14 protein-coding genes are annotated in these 16153 nt (G+C 58.3%); 9 read left to right on the top strand and 5 right to left on the bottom strand.

Annotated elements, in window-relative coordinates; translation table 11 throughout:
* Positions 1-407: 407 nt before the first annotated feature.
* From ACFPM8_RS10615 to ACFPM8_RS10600, 4 genes are read left to right on the top strand one after another with little or no spacing between them, the layout of a single operon-like run.
* Positions 408-977 carry an RNA polymerase sigma factor gene (locus tag ACFPM8_RS10615; RefSeq protein ID WP_378997515.1) on the top strand — a complete coding sequence of 190 codons (570 nt, stop codon included), beginning with the start codon at positions 408-410 and terminating at the stop codon, positions 975-977.
* Positions 974-1378 carry a DUF3619 family protein gene (locus ACFPM8_RS10610; protein WP_378997514.1) on the top strand — a complete coding sequence of 135 codons (405 nt, stop codon included), beginning with the start codon at positions 974-976 and terminating at the stop codon, positions 1376-1378. Before ACFPM8_RS10615 ends, ACFPM8_RS10610 begins: the two co-directional genes overlap by 4 nt.
* Before the next feature lie 2 nt (positions 1379-1380).
* Complete coding sequence (locus ACFPM8_RS10605) at positions 1381-2079, top strand: DUF3106 domain-containing protein (RefSeq protein ID WP_378997512.1); 699 nt, start codon at positions 1381-1383, stop codon at positions 2077-2079.
* Positions 2080-2086: 7 nt separating this feature from the next.
* Positions 2087-2638: an RDD family protein gene (locus tag ACFPM8_RS10600; RefSeq protein ID WP_378997511.1), complete on the top strand. Its 552-nt coding sequence runs from the start codon at positions 2087-2089 to the stop codon at positions 2636-2638.
* A gap of 59 nt (positions 2639-2697) precedes the next feature.
* Here the strand turns inward: ACFPM8_RS10600 and ACFPM8_RS10595 are convergent, their stop codons facing one another.
* Entirely contained in the window at positions 2698-3540 is an 843-nt protein-coding gene (locus ACFPM8_RS10595) for a ferritin-like domain-containing protein (RefSeq protein WP_378997510.1), read from the bottom strand.
* Positions 3541-3647: 107 nt separating this feature from the next.
* On the opposite strand from ACFPM8_RS10595, the gene ACFPM8_RS10590 reads away from it, so the two are divergent.
* Both ACFPM8_RS10590 and hslO read left to right on the top strand, forming a co-directional pair.
* Positions 3648-4172 carry a gamma carbonic anhydrase family protein gene (locus tag ACFPM8_RS10590; protein ID WP_378997509.1) on the top strand — a complete coding sequence of 175 codons (525 nt, stop codon included), beginning with the start codon at positions 3648-3650 and terminating at the stop codon, positions 4170-4172.
* A 7-nt stretch (positions 4173-4179) separates the two neighbouring features.
* On the top strand, positions 4180-5142 hold the full coding sequence (hslO, locus tag ACFPM8_RS10585; protein WP_378997508.1) for an Hsp33 family molecular chaperone HslO: 963 nt from the start codon (positions 4180-4182) through the stop codon (positions 5140-5142).
* Between the two features lie 125 nt (positions 5143-5267).
* Here the strand turns inward: hslO and ftsB are convergent, their stop codons facing one another.
* The 4 genes from ftsB to ACFPM8_RS10565 all read right to left on the bottom strand — a co-directional run bounded on the left by ftsB (position 5268) and on the right by ACFPM8_RS10565 (position 9938).
* A complete protein-coding gene (gene ftsB, locus ACFPM8_RS10580) occupies positions 5268-5642 on the bottom strand; it encodes a cell division protein FtsB (RefSeq protein ID WP_378997507.1) in 375 nt (124 codons plus the stop codon).
* A 359-nt stretch (positions 5643-6001) separates the two neighbouring features.
* On the bottom strand, positions 6002-7285 hold the full coding sequence (eno, locus tag ACFPM8_RS10575; protein ID WP_378997506.1) for a phosphopyruvate hydratase: 1284 nt from the start codon (positions 7283-7285) through the stop codon (positions 6002-6004).
* A gap of 113 nt (positions 7286-7398) precedes the next feature.
* Positions 7399-8253 carry a 3-deoxy-8-phosphooctulonate synthase gene (gene kdsA, locus ACFPM8_RS10570; protein ID WP_378997505.1) on the bottom strand — a complete coding sequence of 285 codons (855 nt, stop codon included), beginning with the start codon at positions 8251-8253 and terminating at the stop codon, positions 7399-7401.
* 32 nt (positions 8254-8285) lie between these two features.
* Positions 8286-9938 carry a CTP synthase gene (locus ACFPM8_RS10565; protein ID WP_378997503.1) on the bottom strand — a complete coding sequence of 551 codons (1653 nt, stop codon included), beginning with the start codon at positions 9936-9938 and terminating at the stop codon, positions 8286-8288.
* Positions 9939-10299: 361 nt separating this feature from the next.
* Here ACFPM8_RS10565 and ACFPM8_RS10560 point away from each other — a divergent pair, with 361 nt between their 5' ends.
* The 3 genes from ACFPM8_RS10560 to ACFPM8_RS10550 are packed head-to-tail and all read left to right on the top strand — an operon-like array spanning position 10300 to position 16135.
* Positions 10300-11775, top strand: a complete 1476-nt coding sequence (locus ACFPM8_RS10560) for an efflux transporter outer membrane subunit (protein WP_378997502.1) — start codon at positions 10300-10302, stop codon at positions 11773-11775.
* 17 nt (positions 11776-11792) lie between these two features.
* Complete coding sequence (locus tag ACFPM8_RS10555) at positions 11793-12977, top strand: efflux RND transporter periplasmic adaptor subunit (RefSeq protein ID WP_378997501.1); 1185 nt, start codon at positions 11793-11795, stop codon at positions 12975-12977.
* Positions 12974-16135, top strand: coding sequence for an efflux RND transporter permease subunit (locus ACFPM8_RS10550; RefSeq protein ID WP_378997500.1), 3162 nt, complete (start codon positions 12974-12976; stop codon positions 16133-16135). Before ACFPM8_RS10555 ends, ACFPM8_RS10550 begins: the two co-directional genes overlap by 4 nt.
* Positions 16136-16153 lie beyond the last annotated feature (18 nt).

Below are 16153 nucleotides of genomic sequence, written 5' to 3'. Positions count from 1 at the left end.
GCTTAACGCTACTCGTTCGGCCCGGATATCTGAAGCACCACTGCTTATTTCTCGTGCTTGTGGCACGGGTTGGAGCAAACAGCTTTCAAATGTAAAGCGCGTCTTTCCGTTGAACCGCATCTTGGGCAGCCAGCGAAAAGACCATGGTCGCACTTCAGGGTTCTGAAGTGGACTGTTACCATAATGCGTGGTTTCATTTCGGTCAAGCCAATTTGATTGAAATTCGCTTTAGATCGTGCTTTTTTACTGCAAATTTGTTCACGAACAACCCGCAACCGTCTTTTTTTTTGCTAGCATTCGGCCAGCCTGAAAATCAATCGTAACGAATTGTATGTTCGATGATGTGCAGTAATAATTTAAACCGGATCTACTTGGTCGGCAGCCAATGACACAACCCGCCGCAACGCATGGCCACAGATAAAGAACTTTCAGATTTTCTTGAAAACGTAGAACGCCGCGCTTTCAAGCAGGCGGTTTATGCCGTCCGCAAAGACGAGGCTGCACTGGATATCGTCCAGGATGCGATGATCAAACTGGCCGAAAAATACGGCGACAAGCCGGCGGCAGAACTGCCGATGCTGTTCCAGCGAATTCTGCAAAACACCGTTCACGACTATTTCCGCCGGGAAAAGGTACGCAATACCTGGGTCAGCCTGTTTTCCAGCATGGGCCATAACAATGCCAGCGACGAAGATTATGATGTCCTGGAGACTTACACTTCAGAGGAAGACTCGCAAGCTACCGAGTCCAGCTCGGCCAAACTTGAGCGTGAGCAAATTCTCAACATGATCGACCAAGAAGTACAAAAGCTGCCGGCACGTCAACGGGAAGCCTTCCTGATGCGTTATTGGGAGGACATGGATGTTGCCGAAACCGCGGCTGCAATGGGTTGTTCCGAGGGCAGCGTGAAAACGCATTGTTCTCGCGCAACGCACACTCTGGCGCTATCGCTCAAGGCCAAAGGAATCAGTTTATGAACACACAAGAAATCAATTTCGCTTATAAAGTGCGGCATGCACTTAACGAAAATCTCGACAATCTACCGCCATCGACCGCCGATCGTCTCGCTTCTGCACGCAAAGCCGCATTGGCTCGCAAGAAAAAAGACGCGCCGACGCGAGTCTTTGTCCATCAAGGCGTGCTGGCCGGACAAGCTGGCAACTTTTTCAATGATCCCCTTTCCTGGCTAAGGCGGATCGGCGTCGCGCTGCCTATCCTGGCCGGCATGGTATTGCTGTCCGGTTTGTATCAGTACGAACAACAGCATCGCATCGCTGCCACCGCCGATATCGACGCCGCCTTGCTGTCGGATGAACTGCCGCCATCAGCCTATCTGGATCGCGGCTTCAACGCCTATCTCGCACAACAAGACGAATAAGGATGATGCTGACACCAAATGCGGCTGCCGGTCAGGCAATTGTTGCTGCGGCTCCGCGTCGCCGCAACAGCTGGTCGAACGCGACGGCCGTCCTGCTCTCGATGGGCATGCTGTTGCTCACCTTGGCTGCGTCAACGCATGCAGCCGTGCATCCTGCTGCCAATACGACCAGCACCTCAAACAATACTGTCAAAGCGACCAAAGTTTCGGCTAGCTCCCCATCCTGGGCCGAGTTGACTGCTGCGCAACAGCAAGTGTTGGCGCCATTGGAATCCGAGTGGAACAAGCTGAAGCCGTCCCACAAGAAGAAATGGCTTGAAATCAGCAATCGCTACGCCGCCATGCAACCGGCTGAACAAGCACGACTGCAGGAACGGATGCGCGAGTGGACCAAGCTGACCCCGGATCAACGACGCATCGTGCGTGAAAATTACGCCCTCGCCAACAAGCTCGACACCGAGCAAAGAGCGCTCCGCTGGCAGCAATATCAGCAGTTATCCGAGCAGCAAAAGAAGGAACTTGCCGCACAGGCAGCACCGCATCACAAACGGGTAACCACCCTGCCGCCCCGAGCCAAAACCAAGCCGGCGAGCCCAATCAAATTGACGCCGCAGTCATCCGATGCGGCCCAGGTTGCGGCGCCAGCCGAGCACTCTGCCGCCGCGCCAGCAGCGCCGGTTACCGCTCCAGCGACCAAATAATCGCACTGTGCATCCTGCATCCACCTCAAGCGAAACAGGCACAGTCCGGCAAACACCGTCTCTCGGTCGTCGCTTCGGCAGCATCATGTATGAGGCCATGCTGCTGTTCGGCATCCTGTTTATTTCCGGCTGGATTTTTTCAACCTTGCTGCAACAACGCCATGCGCTCTACCTGCGGCATGGGCAGCAAACGTGGCTATTCATTGTACTTACGCTGTATTTTGTCTGGTGCTGGAGTCATGGCGGTCAAACACTGGCGATGAAGACCTGGCGCATCCAGCTGGTCAACAAAGATGGCAGCGCAGTCAAAGCAGGACGTGCCTTGGCTCGCTATCTGCTGAGCTGGTTGTGGTTTATGCCGGGGCTGGCGCTGGCATGGGTGCTGGGCGCACACGCCTGGATGCTGGTCATGATTCCTGCGGCAAATTTCGCCCTCTGGTCACTCACCATTTATCTCGATCCCGAACGGCAGTTCCTGCATGACCGGTTGGCGGGAACCAGGCTGGTCAACATGGCCGAGATCGCAAAGCCCGCCGGCAAACGAAAGTGGTATCACTGAAATTTCAAATAGCCGCCTGTTAGGCGGCTATTTTTTTGGAGCGGCGCTGATGGCCGATTCTAAAAACCCTGTTCCAGCGCGATCAATTCTTGCTCGGTAAAGCCGGCCGCTCTTCTCGCCTCCAGATTGAATGGTCCGCGCATGGCCGGCGCCCGATATTGCAGTGCCAACGCTGCAAACGTCGCCAACGGCTCCAGCTGACGTTCCTTGCAGAGCCAGCCATACCAGCGATTGCCGATCGCGACATGGCCGATCTCGTCGCGCAGGATGATGTCCAGAATCTCGGCTGCAGGCAAATCGCCGGCCTGCGCCAGTTTTGCGCGCATGCGCGGTGAGGCGTCCAGGCCGCGCGCCTCCATCGTGCGCGGCACCAAGGCCATGCGCGCCACAATGTCGTGCCCGGTTTTCTCAGTCAACTCCCACAAACTGTTGTGTGCCGAAAAATCGCCGTAGGCAAAGCCCAGCGTCTGCAAATGACGCGCCAGCAAGTCAAAGTGATAAGCCTCTTCGGCCGCCACTTGCAACCAGTCGGCATAGTAATCGTCCGGCATTCCGGCAAAGCGCCAGATCGCATCCAGCGCCAGATTGATGGCATTGAATTCGATATGGGCCAAGGCATGAATCATTGCCGCCCGCCCTTCTAGCGATGCCATCGAACGATGCCCGACTTCCCGCGGCGGCACCAGTTCAGGCTGCTGCGGGCGTCCTGGTATCGTTGCGGTTGCGGTGAGCACAGCGCCGCTCTCGAGCGTCAGCACCCCGCCTCGCCATGCTGCAGCCATCGCGCCGACCCCGGCAACTTTGGCAGCAGCGTCCGATACGGCCAGCCAATGCAGTGCGGCGGCACGTAATTCAGTCGCTGGTATTGATGCAGCAAAGTCGGAATTGGGCGAACTGTTCATGTTGACAGCGTTAAAATGGCGGGTGGTTGAACAAACGGCGGACGGACCCATTTAGGATGCCTGCCGTCAACGCCAGAAGCAAGCAAACCAGCATTTTACGGAAATTTATGGCCATCTACCAATTGGGCGAGCATGCCCCCGACATCGATCCATCGGCCTATATTGCGCCATCCGCCAACCTGATCGGCAAGGTCAAAATCGAAGCTGCCGCCAGCGTCTGGTTTGGCGTCACCATTCGCGGCGACAACGAGTTGATTACTGTCGGCAGCGGCAGCAACGTGCAGGAAAGCAGCACGCTCCACACCGACATGGGTTTTCCGCTGACGATAGGCAAAAACGTCACCATCGGCCATCAAGCCATGCTGCATGGCTGCACCATCGGCGACGGTGCCTTGATCGGGATCCAGGCAGTGATATTGAACGGCGCCAAAATCGGCAAGAACTGCCTGGTCGGCGCCGGTGCGCTGGTCACCGAAGGCAAGGAATTCCCGGATAACTCACTGATCATCGGCTCGCCGGCCAAAGTCGTGCGCACCTTGAGCGAACAAGATATCACCGCGCTCGCCGGCAACGCCGCACACTATATTAAGCGCGGCCAAGAATACAAGACCGGCCTGAAACTCATCGGATAAAGAAAAAATGAACGTAAAAACCGTAGTGGATACAAACGATACTCACAGCGACTCGCTGCAAAAATTCATGGTTGAAAACGCCGCAGTGCGAGGCGAATTGGTCGAGCTGTCCGCCACCTGGCAGCACGTACTGGCGCGGCGCCAATATCCGCTGGCGGTCAAGACGCTACTGGGCGAAATGCTGGCGGCAGCCGCGCTGCTGACCGCCAACCTGAAATTCAACGGCGTCATCGTCATGCAAATTCACGGCGACGGCCCGGTACATCTGCTGGTGGTCGAATGCGATTCGAAACTACAGATGCGCGCCACCGCCAAACTTGCTCCCGATGCCGTGGTTGACGACGACGCCACGCTGTCGCAACTGGTCAACCTGAACGGTCAGGGGCGCTTCGTGATCACGCTCGATCCGCAAGATAAACTGCCGGGTCAAAAAGCCTATCAAGGCATCGTGCCGCTGGATGGGGACAGCGTCGCCACTGTCATCGAAAACTACATGCTGCGCTCGGAACAGCTGGACACCAAGCTGTGGCTGGCAGCTGACGACAAGGTTGCGCGCGGCCTATTGCTGCAAAAATTGCCGCTGCATGGCGGCGTCGCGGTGCCAGAGCATGACGAGCTGGAAACCTGGACTCGGCTCAGTGCGCTGGGCGGCACGCTACGCGCCGAAGAAATGCTGTCGACCGACATTCAGACGTTGTTGCATCGTCTGTTCTGGGAAGAGACGATCCGTGTTTTCGAACCGCAGCACCCGCGCTTCCTGTGCAACTGTTCACGCGAGAAAGTCGGCCATATGCTGAAAATGCTGGGGGAGCGGGAAATCGAGGAAGCGCTGTCAGAGTTAGGGAAAGTTGCCGTCGACTGCGATTTTTGCGGACAGCATTACGAGTTCGACAAAGTGGATTGCGCACATTTGTTTGCAACCACTGCCCCGGTCGAAACTTTGCTGCCGCCTGGAGCGAGCAAGCACTAGCAAAAAAGGCGCCTCTAGAAACCGTAGCGAGCGGCCCAAGGGCGGGGCGACGATCTTGCCACCCCTGCAGCCCCGAGATTGGCGTAGTAGCCAAACCCTGCAGTAGGTTTCCAGAGGCGCCTTATTCAGGGACGCGGTTTCTTCGATTTATCAGCCGGAGGAACCGCCACCGCACTGGCCACTGCCGACATCTGCGCATTTACCGCCACCGCCTCTCCCGGATGAGCGTTCGGATCAAGGATTTGCACAAAAATTTCATCCTGCTTGATCATCCCCAGTTCGCTGCGCGCGCGTTCTTCGACCGCGCCGGTACCTTCCTTCAGATCATGCACTTCCGATTCCAGCTTTGCATTGCGCACTTTTAACTCGTTGACCTTTTCATGCGCCGCACTCACCTGCTGATCCATATCCCAGACGCGCAGCCAGCCACCCTTGCCCAGCCACAAAGGGTACTGGACCAGCAACAGCAGAACAGTCAGGAAAATGGCTATGAGGCGCATCGACGAAATATCCAGGGGTTATTCTTCAGGTCTTCATGTGCAAATCCGGTCAGAGAAACTTTACGTTCGCTGACCGGATTTTGGCTTGTTTCAAAATATCGCATTAATCAGATTTGATGGCGATTTACACGTCTTATCTGATTAGTTGGGGGGACAGGGTAATTCGCCGTGTTGCTGTGGCTCCTGAACTCATTCCCACTAATGCTTTTCATTGCAATTTATGCGTCTAATCTAATTGGTTGGGGACAGAGTAATTCGTCGCGCTGCGGCGACTCTTAAACTCTGTCCCGCAAATAGTCAGCTTGTTGAGGACAGAGTAATTCGTCGCGCTTCGGCGACTCTTAAACTCTGTCCCGCAATTATTTAAGATTGTAGAAAGCCCCGCGCCCAGGATAGCTGGCGACGTCGCCCAGATCCTCTTCGATCCGCAGCAACTGGTTGTACTTGGCCATGCGATCGGAACGCGACATCGAGCCGGTCTTGATCTGCATTGCGTTGGTACCCACCGCGATGTCGGCAATCGTCGAATCTTCGGTCTCGCCGGAGCGATGTGAAATCACTGCCGTGTAGCCGGCGCGCTTGGCCATCTCAATCGCAGCGAAGGTTTCGGTCAGGGTGCCGATCTGGTTGATCTTGATCAGGATCGAGTTGGCGATGTCCTTGTCGATGCCTTCACGCAGGATCTTGGTATTGGTGACAAACAGGTCGTCGCCGACCAGCTGGATTTTCTTGCCCAGTGTTTCGGTCAGCAGTTTCCAGCCATCCCAATCGTTTTCCGCCATGCCGTCTTCAATGCTGATGATCGGGTACTTGTCACACCACGATGCCAGCAAGCCGGTGAATTGGGCGCTGGTCAAGGTCATGTTTTCGCCGGCCAGGACGTAGTTGCCGTCCTTGTAGAATTCGCTTGCGGCGCAGTCCAGACCCAGCGCGATTTGCGTGCCAGGCTCATAGCCGGCGGCTTCAATCGCTTGAATGATCAGCTTCAGCGCTTCTTCATGATTGGCAACCGATGGCGCGAATCCGCCTTCATCGCCAACCGATGTGGTCAGGTTTTTGTCGTGCAGGATTTTCTTCAGTGCATGGAACACCTCGGCACCGTAGCGCAGCGCTTCACGGAAGCTGGGCGCGCCGACCGGGATGATCATGAACTCCTGGATATCGAGGTTGTTGTCGGCGTGCGCGCCGCCGTTGATGACGTTCATCATCGGCACCGGCATTTGCATCGCGCCGCTGCCGCCGAAGTAGCGATACAGCGGCAGGCCGGCCTCTTCGGCAGCGGCTTTGGCCACCGCCATCGACACTGCCAGCATGGCATTGGCGCCCAGGCGGCCTTTGTTTTCGGTGCCGTCGAGGTCGATCAGGGTGCGGTCCAGGAAGGCCTGTTCGTTGGCATCCAGCCCCATGATCGCTTCGGAAATTTCAGTGTTGATATGCTCGCAAGCCTTCAACACGCCTTTGCCGCCGTAACGGCCTTTATCGCCGTCGCGCAGTTCGATCGCTTCGCGCGAACCGGTGGAGGCGCCGGACGGGACCGACGCCCGGCCCATCACGCCGGATTCCAGCAAGACGTCGCATTCGACTGTCGGATTACCGCGTGAGTCAATGATTTCGCGGCCAATGATGTCAACGATTGCACTCATGTATTTCCTCTTAATGAATTACGCAATGATTAATTAATTCAATTCTGCTGTCGATAAGCCAAAAAAAACGCGCTTCTCATTCTTTTGAAATGTGACAGCGCGTTAATTCAAATTCAGGCGAAATTGCTTTCAATGAAGCCATTCTTCTTGACCACGCGATCCAGTTCGATCAAGGTCGCCAGCAATTCTTTAATGCGCCCCAGCGGTACCGCATTGGGGCCGTCCGATTTGGCCTCGGCCGGATTCGGATGGGTTTCCATGAAGACGCCGGAAACACCGACCGCGATCGCGGCACGCGCCAATACCGGCACGAATTCGCGCTGGCCGCCGGAGGTGCTGCCCTGACCGCCCGGCAATTGCACCGAATGGGTCGCATCGAACACCACCGGGCAGCCGGTCTCGCGCATGATTGCCAGCGAGCGCATGTCGGATACCAGGTTGTTGTAGCCGAAAGAAGCGCCGCGTTCGCAAGCCATGAAGTTGTCTTCCGGCAGACCGGCGTCGCGTGCTGCCGAGCGTGCCTTGGCGATCACGTTGATCATGTCGTGCGGTGCCAGGAACTGGCCTTTCTTGATATTCACCGGCTTGCCGGATTGCGCGCAAGCGTTGATGAAATCGGTCTGGCGGCACAGGAAAGCCGGGGTCTGCAATACATCGACCACGGCTGCGACCGGTTTGATTTCGTCGATTTCATGAATATCGGTCAGCACCGGCACGCCGATCTGCTGCTTGACGTCGGCCAGGATCTCCAGCCCTTTTTCCATGCCGAGGCCGCGGAAAGAAGAACCGGACGAACGATTGGCCTTGTCGAACGACGACTTATAAATGAAGTTGATGCCCAGCGCGCTGGTGATCTCTTTCAATTGGCCGGCAGTATCGAACGCCATCTGGCGCGATTCGATCACGCACGGACCGGCAATCAGGAAAAACGGCTGATCCAGGCCGATATCAAAACCGCAGAGTTTCATGCTGATTCCTTATATCTTGCGATTCGTTAAATTTAAAGCTTCTGGGCCAGCGCTTGCTTATGTGCCAGCGCAGCCTTGATGAACGAAATAAACAACGGATGTCCATCGCGCGGGGTCGACTTGAATTCCGGGTGATATTGGACGCCGACGTACCAAGGGTGAGCGTTGTCACCGGTGCGCGGCAGTTCCATGATTTCACACAGATCTTCGGTCGGAGTGCGGGCCGACACCACCAAACCGGCGGTTTCGATACGCTCCAGGTAATGATTGTTGGCTTCGTAACGATGACGGTGACGCTCGGTCACGCTAGGGCCGTAAATTTCAGCGGCCAAGGTGCCCGGTTTGACCGCGCAAGTCTGGGCGCCAAGCCGCATGGTGCCGCCGAGGTCGGAATTGACATCGCGCAATTCAACCTTGCCGTCGTGATTCTGCCACTCGGTAATCAGGGCGACTACCGGCTGGTCGGTTTGCTCATCGAATTCGGTCGAGTTAGCCTGCGTCAAACCAGCCTTGTTACGCGCATATTCGAGCAACGCAACCTGCATGCCGAGACAGATGCCGAGATACGGAATCTTGTTTTCGCGGGCAAAACGGGCTGCGGCAATCTTGCCTTCGACGCCGCGCTTGCCAAAACCGCCCGGCACCAGCACCGCATCGTATTTAGCCAATGCAGCGCTGCCGTTGACTTCGATTTCTTCGGAATCCAGGTATTCGATATTGACCCGGCTGCCGGTGTGGATGCCGGCGTGACGCAATGCTTCGGTCAACGATTTGTAAGACTCGGTCAGGTCGACATATTTGCCGACCATGCCGATGGTGACTTCGTGAGCCGGATTTTCCAGTGCATGCACCAGCTTGGTCCACATCGACAGATCGGCCGGTTTCGGCGACAGCCCGAGCTTTTCGCAGACGATCGCATCCAGCCCCTGATCGTGCAGCATTTGCGGAATCTTGTAGATCGTGTCGGCGTCCCACACCGAAATCACGGCGTCGCCCTGGACATTCGAGAACAGGGAAATCTTGGCCCGCTCGTCATCCGGGATCGGACGGTCGGCGCGGCACAGCAAGGCATCCGGCGAAATGCCGATTTCGCGCAATTTCTGCACGCTATGCTGGGTCGGCTTGGTTTTCAATTCACCCGCCGAGACCAGGTACGGCACCAGCGTCAGATGCACGAACGCGGCTGCCTTGCGGCCGGCGCGCAGGCTCAGCTGACGCGCGGCTTCGAGGAACGGCAGCGATTCGATATCGCCGACGGTACCGCCGATTTCCACCAATGCAACGTCGAAACCTTCGGCGCCACGATAGATGTAGTCCTGGATTTCGTTAGTGATATGGGGGATGACCTGCACCGTCTTGCCGAGATATTCGCCGCGGCGTTCCTTGCGGATAACCGATTCGTAGATCTGACCGGTGGTGAAATTATTCACCTTCTTCATTTTGGCCGTAATGAAACGCTCATAGTGGCCAAGGTCGAGATCGGTTTCGGCGCCATCGTCGGTCACAAACACTTCGCCGTGCTGGAACGGGCTCATGGTGCCTGGATCGACGTTGATGTACGGATCTAGTTTAAGAAGGGTGACTTTTAGACCGCGCGATTCCAAGATCGCAGCGAGAGAGGCGGCGGCAATCCCTTTACCAAGGGAAGACACGACGCCGCCAGTAACAAATACAAACTTAGTCATTACAGAAGGTGCCGAACGGCACATGCGGGAAATGCGAATTATACCTCAAACAGTTGGCTAAATATCCGGAATCGTTTCTTAAAATCGATCGAATCGCTTCCCTCCTTCGCCGTCATTCATCTTCCGACCAACAAATAATTTCATATGAGAAACTTGGCATAGCGCCGCTTAACTTCTCCCATCCCCTTCAAACGTGCCGGTTTCGCCAAAAAATCCAATGCCGCATTCGCATCGCCGAAACTGACAAATTTGTCATTTTTGCGACAGCCTGAAGTACCGCAGCGACGCCTACAGTGACACGATCGGCATACCGGTCCGGCGGCATGCCTATTGCCGCCCGAACAGCTCAATCACGAACCTCATGCATTCATTCAAACCAAGCGGCCCGCTCACTAGCCGCATCATCGCATCCGCGCTGGCAGTATGGCTGGCAGGCTGCGCGGTCGGACCCGATTACGTTCGCCCCGTCATGGACACGCCGTCGACATATAAAGAGAGCGGGCTGTGGAAGACGGCCGAACCGAAACAAATCGATCCCAACCATAACTGGTGGGAAATGTACGGCGACAGCACGCTGAATGCGCTGATATTGCAAGCCATGCAAGCCAACCAGAATATTCACCAGGCCGAAGCGCAGTATCGACAGGCACGCGCCGCTGCCGATGCCGCCCGCGCCGGCTTCTGGCCCAGCATCGGCGTCAATGCCGGCGTCGATCGCGCCCTGGGCAATAGCAATGGCATCAAACTCAGCAACGGCTACAGCGCCGCCGTCAATGCCAGTTGGGAGCCCGACATCTGGGGCAGCGTGCGGCGCGCGGCCGAAGCGGGCAACGCCGGCAGCCAGGCCAGCGCGGCCGATCTGGCCGCGGCGCGGCTCAGCATCCAGGCCACCTTGGCGCAAGACTATCTGCAACTGCGCGTGACCGACTTGCTGCAAGACTTATATGCGCGCACCGCCGCCGCCTACACCCGCTCGTACAAACTGACGCAAAGCCAGTATGCGGTCGGCGTCGCCCTGCGCTCGGATGTGGCGCTGGCGGAAAGCCAGTTGAGAACGGCGGAAGCGCAGGCGATTGACCTGCAAGCGCAACGCAGCCAGTTGGAACATGCGATCGCGATCTTGAGCGGCAAGGCGCCGGCCGAATTCTCGTTGCCGCCAGCGGCGTCGGATCCGCAACATCTGAAGCAACTTGCGGCGCACTTGCCGGCGATTCCGACCGGCCTGCCGTCCGAACTGCTGGAACGACGTCCCGATATCGCCAGCGCCGAACGCCATGTGGCGGTCGCCAATGCCAGCATCGGCGTCGCCAGGGCTGCTTATTTCCCGACCCTGATGTTGAGCGCCAGCGGCGGTTTCAATGCGGCCAGCCTGGCGCAATGGTTCACCACCCCGAGCCGGGTCTGGTCGCTCGGCGCCGCGTTGGCGCAAACCCTGTTCGACGGCGGCTTGCGGCGCGCCCGCAATGCGCAGGCGGTGGCGGCGTATGACGTCACGGTGGCGCAATACAAACAAACCGTGCTGAGCGGCTTCCAGGAAGTCGAGGACAACCTGGCGACACTCGGCGTGCTGGAGCAGGAAACGGTGGTGCAGGAGCAAGCAGTCAAGGCTGCGCAACTGGCCGAACAACTGGCGCTGAGCCAGTACCGGGCCGGCACCGCCACCTATCTGGGGGTGGTGACGGCGCAAACACTGGCGCTCGCCAACGAACGCACCTTGGTGCAGCTGTTGGGCCGCCGGCTGATCGCCAGCGTGGCGCTGATCAAGGCCGTCGGCGGCGGTTGGGATGCGACCCAACTGGCTGCCGCGAACCCATCGCAAAAAAACACTGCAAATTGATTTCCTGAGCTGACAACATGACTACCCCACTTTCCACATCGCGCTCAACCCTGTTGATCGCCGCCGCCATCCTGATTCTGGCCGGCGCTGCCGGCTGGGGCCTGATGCACAGGGCCGGCGCCGCCGCGCCGGTCAACGCCGCAGCACCCGCGGTCGCCGTCACCACCGTCGCGGTCAAGCAGCAAGATGTACCGCTGTACCTGTCCGGGGTCGGCACCGTCGCCGCCAATGCCAGCGTGACGGTCAAGGCGCGGATTGACGGCCAGCTCGACAAGATCGGTTTTGTCGAAGGTCAGGAGGTCAAGGCGGGTCAATTGCTGGCGCAGATCGATCCGCGCACCTTGCAGGCGCAACTGGCGCAGGTACAGGCACAAAAAGCCAAGGACCAGGCGCAGCTGGCCAACGCCAGGCTGGACCTGCAGCGCTACACCACCTTGCAGCAGCAAGATGCGGCGACCCAGCAAACGCTGGATACGCAACGGGCGCAAGTGGCGCAACTGGAAGCCGCGGTGAAAGCCGACGAGGCGCAAATCAACTTTGCCAAGGTACAGCTGAGCTTTACCAGCATCGTGGCGCCGATCAGCGGCCGGGTCGGCGCACGGCTGGTCGATCCGGGCAACATCATCCATGCCGCCGATCCGAATGGCTTGGTGGTGATTAATCAGATCAATCCGATTGCGGTGGCATTCACCCTGCCGGAAGAAAGTTTCCAGAGCATTAACGCTGCATTGCATGCCAGCCAGCAGCCGCTGAGCGTGCAGACTTATTTGCGCAATAGCGACCAGCTACTGGCTCAAGGCAAGCTGACGCTGCTCAACAACCAGATCGACACCAGCACCGGCACCGTGCAATTGAAGGGGGTGTTCGAGAATCCGTCGCATGTGCTGTGGCCGGGCCAATATGTGAACGTGCGGCTGGTGCTGGGCGACCGCAAACAAGCGCTGACTGTGCCCGCCGCCGTGGTGCAGCGCAGCCAGGACGGCACCTACGCGTATGTGATCAATCCCGATAATACGGCGCAGATGCAAGCGATCCGGGTCGCCAATATCCAGGATGGCATCGCCGTCATCGATCAAGGTCTGCAGGCGGGACAACGGGTGGTGCTGGATGGTCAGTACAAATTGAAACCCGGCGCCAAAATTGTCGAGTCCGCCGCAGCTACGGCTGCTGCCGGCACGCCAGTGAAAGGAAGCGCCAAGTGAGCATTTCCGCCGCTTTCATCCAGCGCCCGATCGGCACCACGCTGCTGTCGCTGGCGATTTTGCTGGCCGGCGTCGCCGCTTGGCCGCTGCTGCCGGTCGCACCTTTGCCGCAAGTCGACTTCCCGACGATTCAAGTGTCGGCCAACCTGCCCGGCGGCAGTCCGGAAACCATGGCATCGAGCGTGGCGCAACCGCTGGAGCGTCAATTTTCGCTGATTGCAGGGCTGTCGCAAATGACCTCGACCAGCGCCCTCGGCTCGTCGCAAATCACCTTGCAGTTTGATCTCAACCGCAACATCGACGCCGCTGCGCTCGACGTCCAGGCGGCGATCAATGCCTCCACCGGCCAGTTGCCGGCCAACCTGCCGAACCCGCCGACCTTCCGCAAGGTCAATCCGGCCGATTCGCCGATCATGGTGATGGCGGTGCAATCCGATGCGCTGCCCTTGATCAAGGTGAATGACTATGCCGACAACATCCTGGCGCAGCAGATTTCGCAGATCCAGGGGGTTGGCCTGGTGAATATCGGCGGCGCCCAAAAGCCGGCGATCCGGATCCAGGTCGATCCGACCAAGCTGGCCGCGATGGGCATGAGCCTGGAAGATATACGCGGCGTGATCGCGTCCACCACCGTCAATCAACCCAAAGGGACAGTGGACGGCCGCAAGCAGAGCTTTACCGTCTACACCAATGATCAGCTGTTGAGCGCCGCACCGTGGAACGACATGGTGCTGGCCTACAAGAACGGCGCGCCGATCCGGGTGCGGGACATCGGCGTCGCGATCGATGCGCCGGAAAACCTCAAAGTCGCCGGCTGGGCTTATGCCGGCGCTGCGGCAGCGGCCGACAATACCATCACCAACGGCCGCTCGATCGTGCTGGCGATTACCAAGCAGCCGGGCGCCAATGTGATCGACACCGTGGACCGCATCAAACAGGCAATGCCGCGGCTGCAGGCGGCGATTCCGCCGACCGTGCATGTGAATACCCTGATCGACCGCACCCAGACTATCCGGGCCTCGGTGCTGGATGTCGAATTCACCCTGATGCTGACCATCGCACTGGTGGTGCTGGTGATTTTCCTGTTCCTGCGCAACGTCCCGGCGACGCTGATCCCCAGCGTCACCGTGCCGCTGGCGCTGATGGGCACTGCCGGCGTCATGTATCTGGCCGGCTTCAGCCTGGACAACCTGTCGCTGATGGCGCTCACCATCTCGGTCGGCTTCGTGGTCGATGATGCGATCGTGATGCTGGAAAATATTTACCGCTACGTCGAACAAGGCATGTCGCCGATGGAGGCAGCCTACAAAGGCGCGGGCGAGATCGGCTTCACGATCATTTCGATTTCGGTATCGCTGGTGGCGGTGTTCATCCCATTGCTGCTGATGGGCGGGATTGTCGGTCGCCTGTTCCGTGAATTCGCGGTGACCGTGACCTTGACGATTGCGGTCTCGGTCGCGATTTCGCTGACATTGACGCCGATGCTGTGCTCGCGCTTTTTGAAACCGCATGCCGCCGAATCGCATGGCCGTCTGTATCAGCTGTTCGAGCGCGGTTTCGACGCCATGCTGAATGGCTACAAGCGCGGCCTGCAGTTCGTATTGCGCCACCAGTTCAGCACGCTGATGGTGTTCTTCGCGACCGTGGCGACCACGGTATTGCTGTTCATCGGGATTTCGAAAGGCTTCTTTCCGCAGCAGGATACCGGCTTTGTTTTCGGTTTTGCCGAATCGGCCCAGGACGCCTCGTTTGCGTCGATGAATGAACGCATGATCAAGCTGGCCGACATTATCCGCAAGGACCCCGACGTCACCGGCTTCGGCATGAGCGGCGGCCAGAACACCTTCAATACCGGCAATTTCTTCATCAGCCTGAAACCGAAAGATGAAGGCCGCAGCGCCAGCGCCGACCAGGTGATTGCCCGCTTGCGGCCGCAGCTGGCGCAAGTGCAAGGAGTCAACCTGTTCCTGCAGGCGGGCCAGGACATCAATGTCGGCGGCCGCCTGGCGCGCACGCAATATCAGTACACGCTGACCGACTCCAACCTGGACGAACTGAATACCTGGGCGCCGAAGCTGCTGACCCGCTTCCGCAGCTTGCCGCAATTGACCGATGTCGCCTCCGATCAGCAAAATGCGGCGGCCACCGCGACCCTGACCATCGACCGCGCGCGCGCTTCCAGTTTCGGCATTTCGCCGGCGCTGATCGATGCCACCATTTATGACGCCATCGGCCAACGCCAGGTCGCCCAGTATTTCACCCAGATCAATAGCTATCACGTGGTGCTGGAAGTCACGCCGAAGTTGCAGCAGGACCCGGATTTGTTCAGCAAGCTTTACCTGACCTCGCCGCTGACCGGCCAGCAAGTGCCGTTGTCGACCATCGTCTCGATCGACACCAATCAGACCGCCTATCTGTCGATCAGCCATCAAGGCCAGTTCCCGGCGGTGACGATCTCGTTCAATCTGGCGCCGAATGTCGCGCTCGGCGACGCTGTCGATGCGATCCAGAAAGCGCAGGCTGAAATGAACGTGCCGTCGACGCTGAGCGGTGCGTTCCAGGGCACCGCCAAGGCTTTCGGCGAGTCGCTGGCGTCGCAGCCGTATTTGATCGCCGCGGCCTTGATCGCGGTGTATATCGTGCTCGGCCTGCTGTACGAAAGCTATATCCATCCGCTGACGATTTTGTCGACCCTGCCGTCGGCCGGGGTCGGTGCGCTGTTGATCCTGATGGCCGGCGGCTATGACTTCAGCGTGATCGCGCTGATCGGCATCATCCTGCTGATCGGCATCGTCAAGAAAAACGGCATCATGATGATCGACTTCGCGCTGACCGCCGAACGCGAGCATGGCTTGACGCCGGATGAAGCGATTTATCAAGCCTGCCTGTTGCGCTTCCGCCCCATCATGATGACCACCATGTGCGCGTTGTTGAGCGGCTTGCCGCTGATGCTGAGTCACGGCTCCGGCTCGGAATTGCGGCAGCCGCTGGGCTATGCGATGGTCGGCGGCCTGATACTGTCGCAAGCGCTGACCTTGTTCACCACGCCGGTGGTGTACCTGTACCTGGATCGCGCTCATTACTGGTTCATGCGGCGCAATGAAGCGCGCAGCGCGCGTAAAGCGAGCAGCGCCGCGCTCATGTTAGATTCCAAATAATCAAGCGAGAAAATCACT

It is taken from the genome of Paraherbaspirillum soli, from assembly GCF_042654985.1.
Lineage (GTDB): Bacteria > Pseudomonadota > Gammaproteobacteria > Burkholderiales > Burkholderiaceae_D > Paraherbaspirillum > Paraherbaspirillum soli.
The sequence above is the reverse complement of the archived record's forward strand: the minus strand, read 5'-3'. Positions and strand labels throughout refer to the sequence as shown.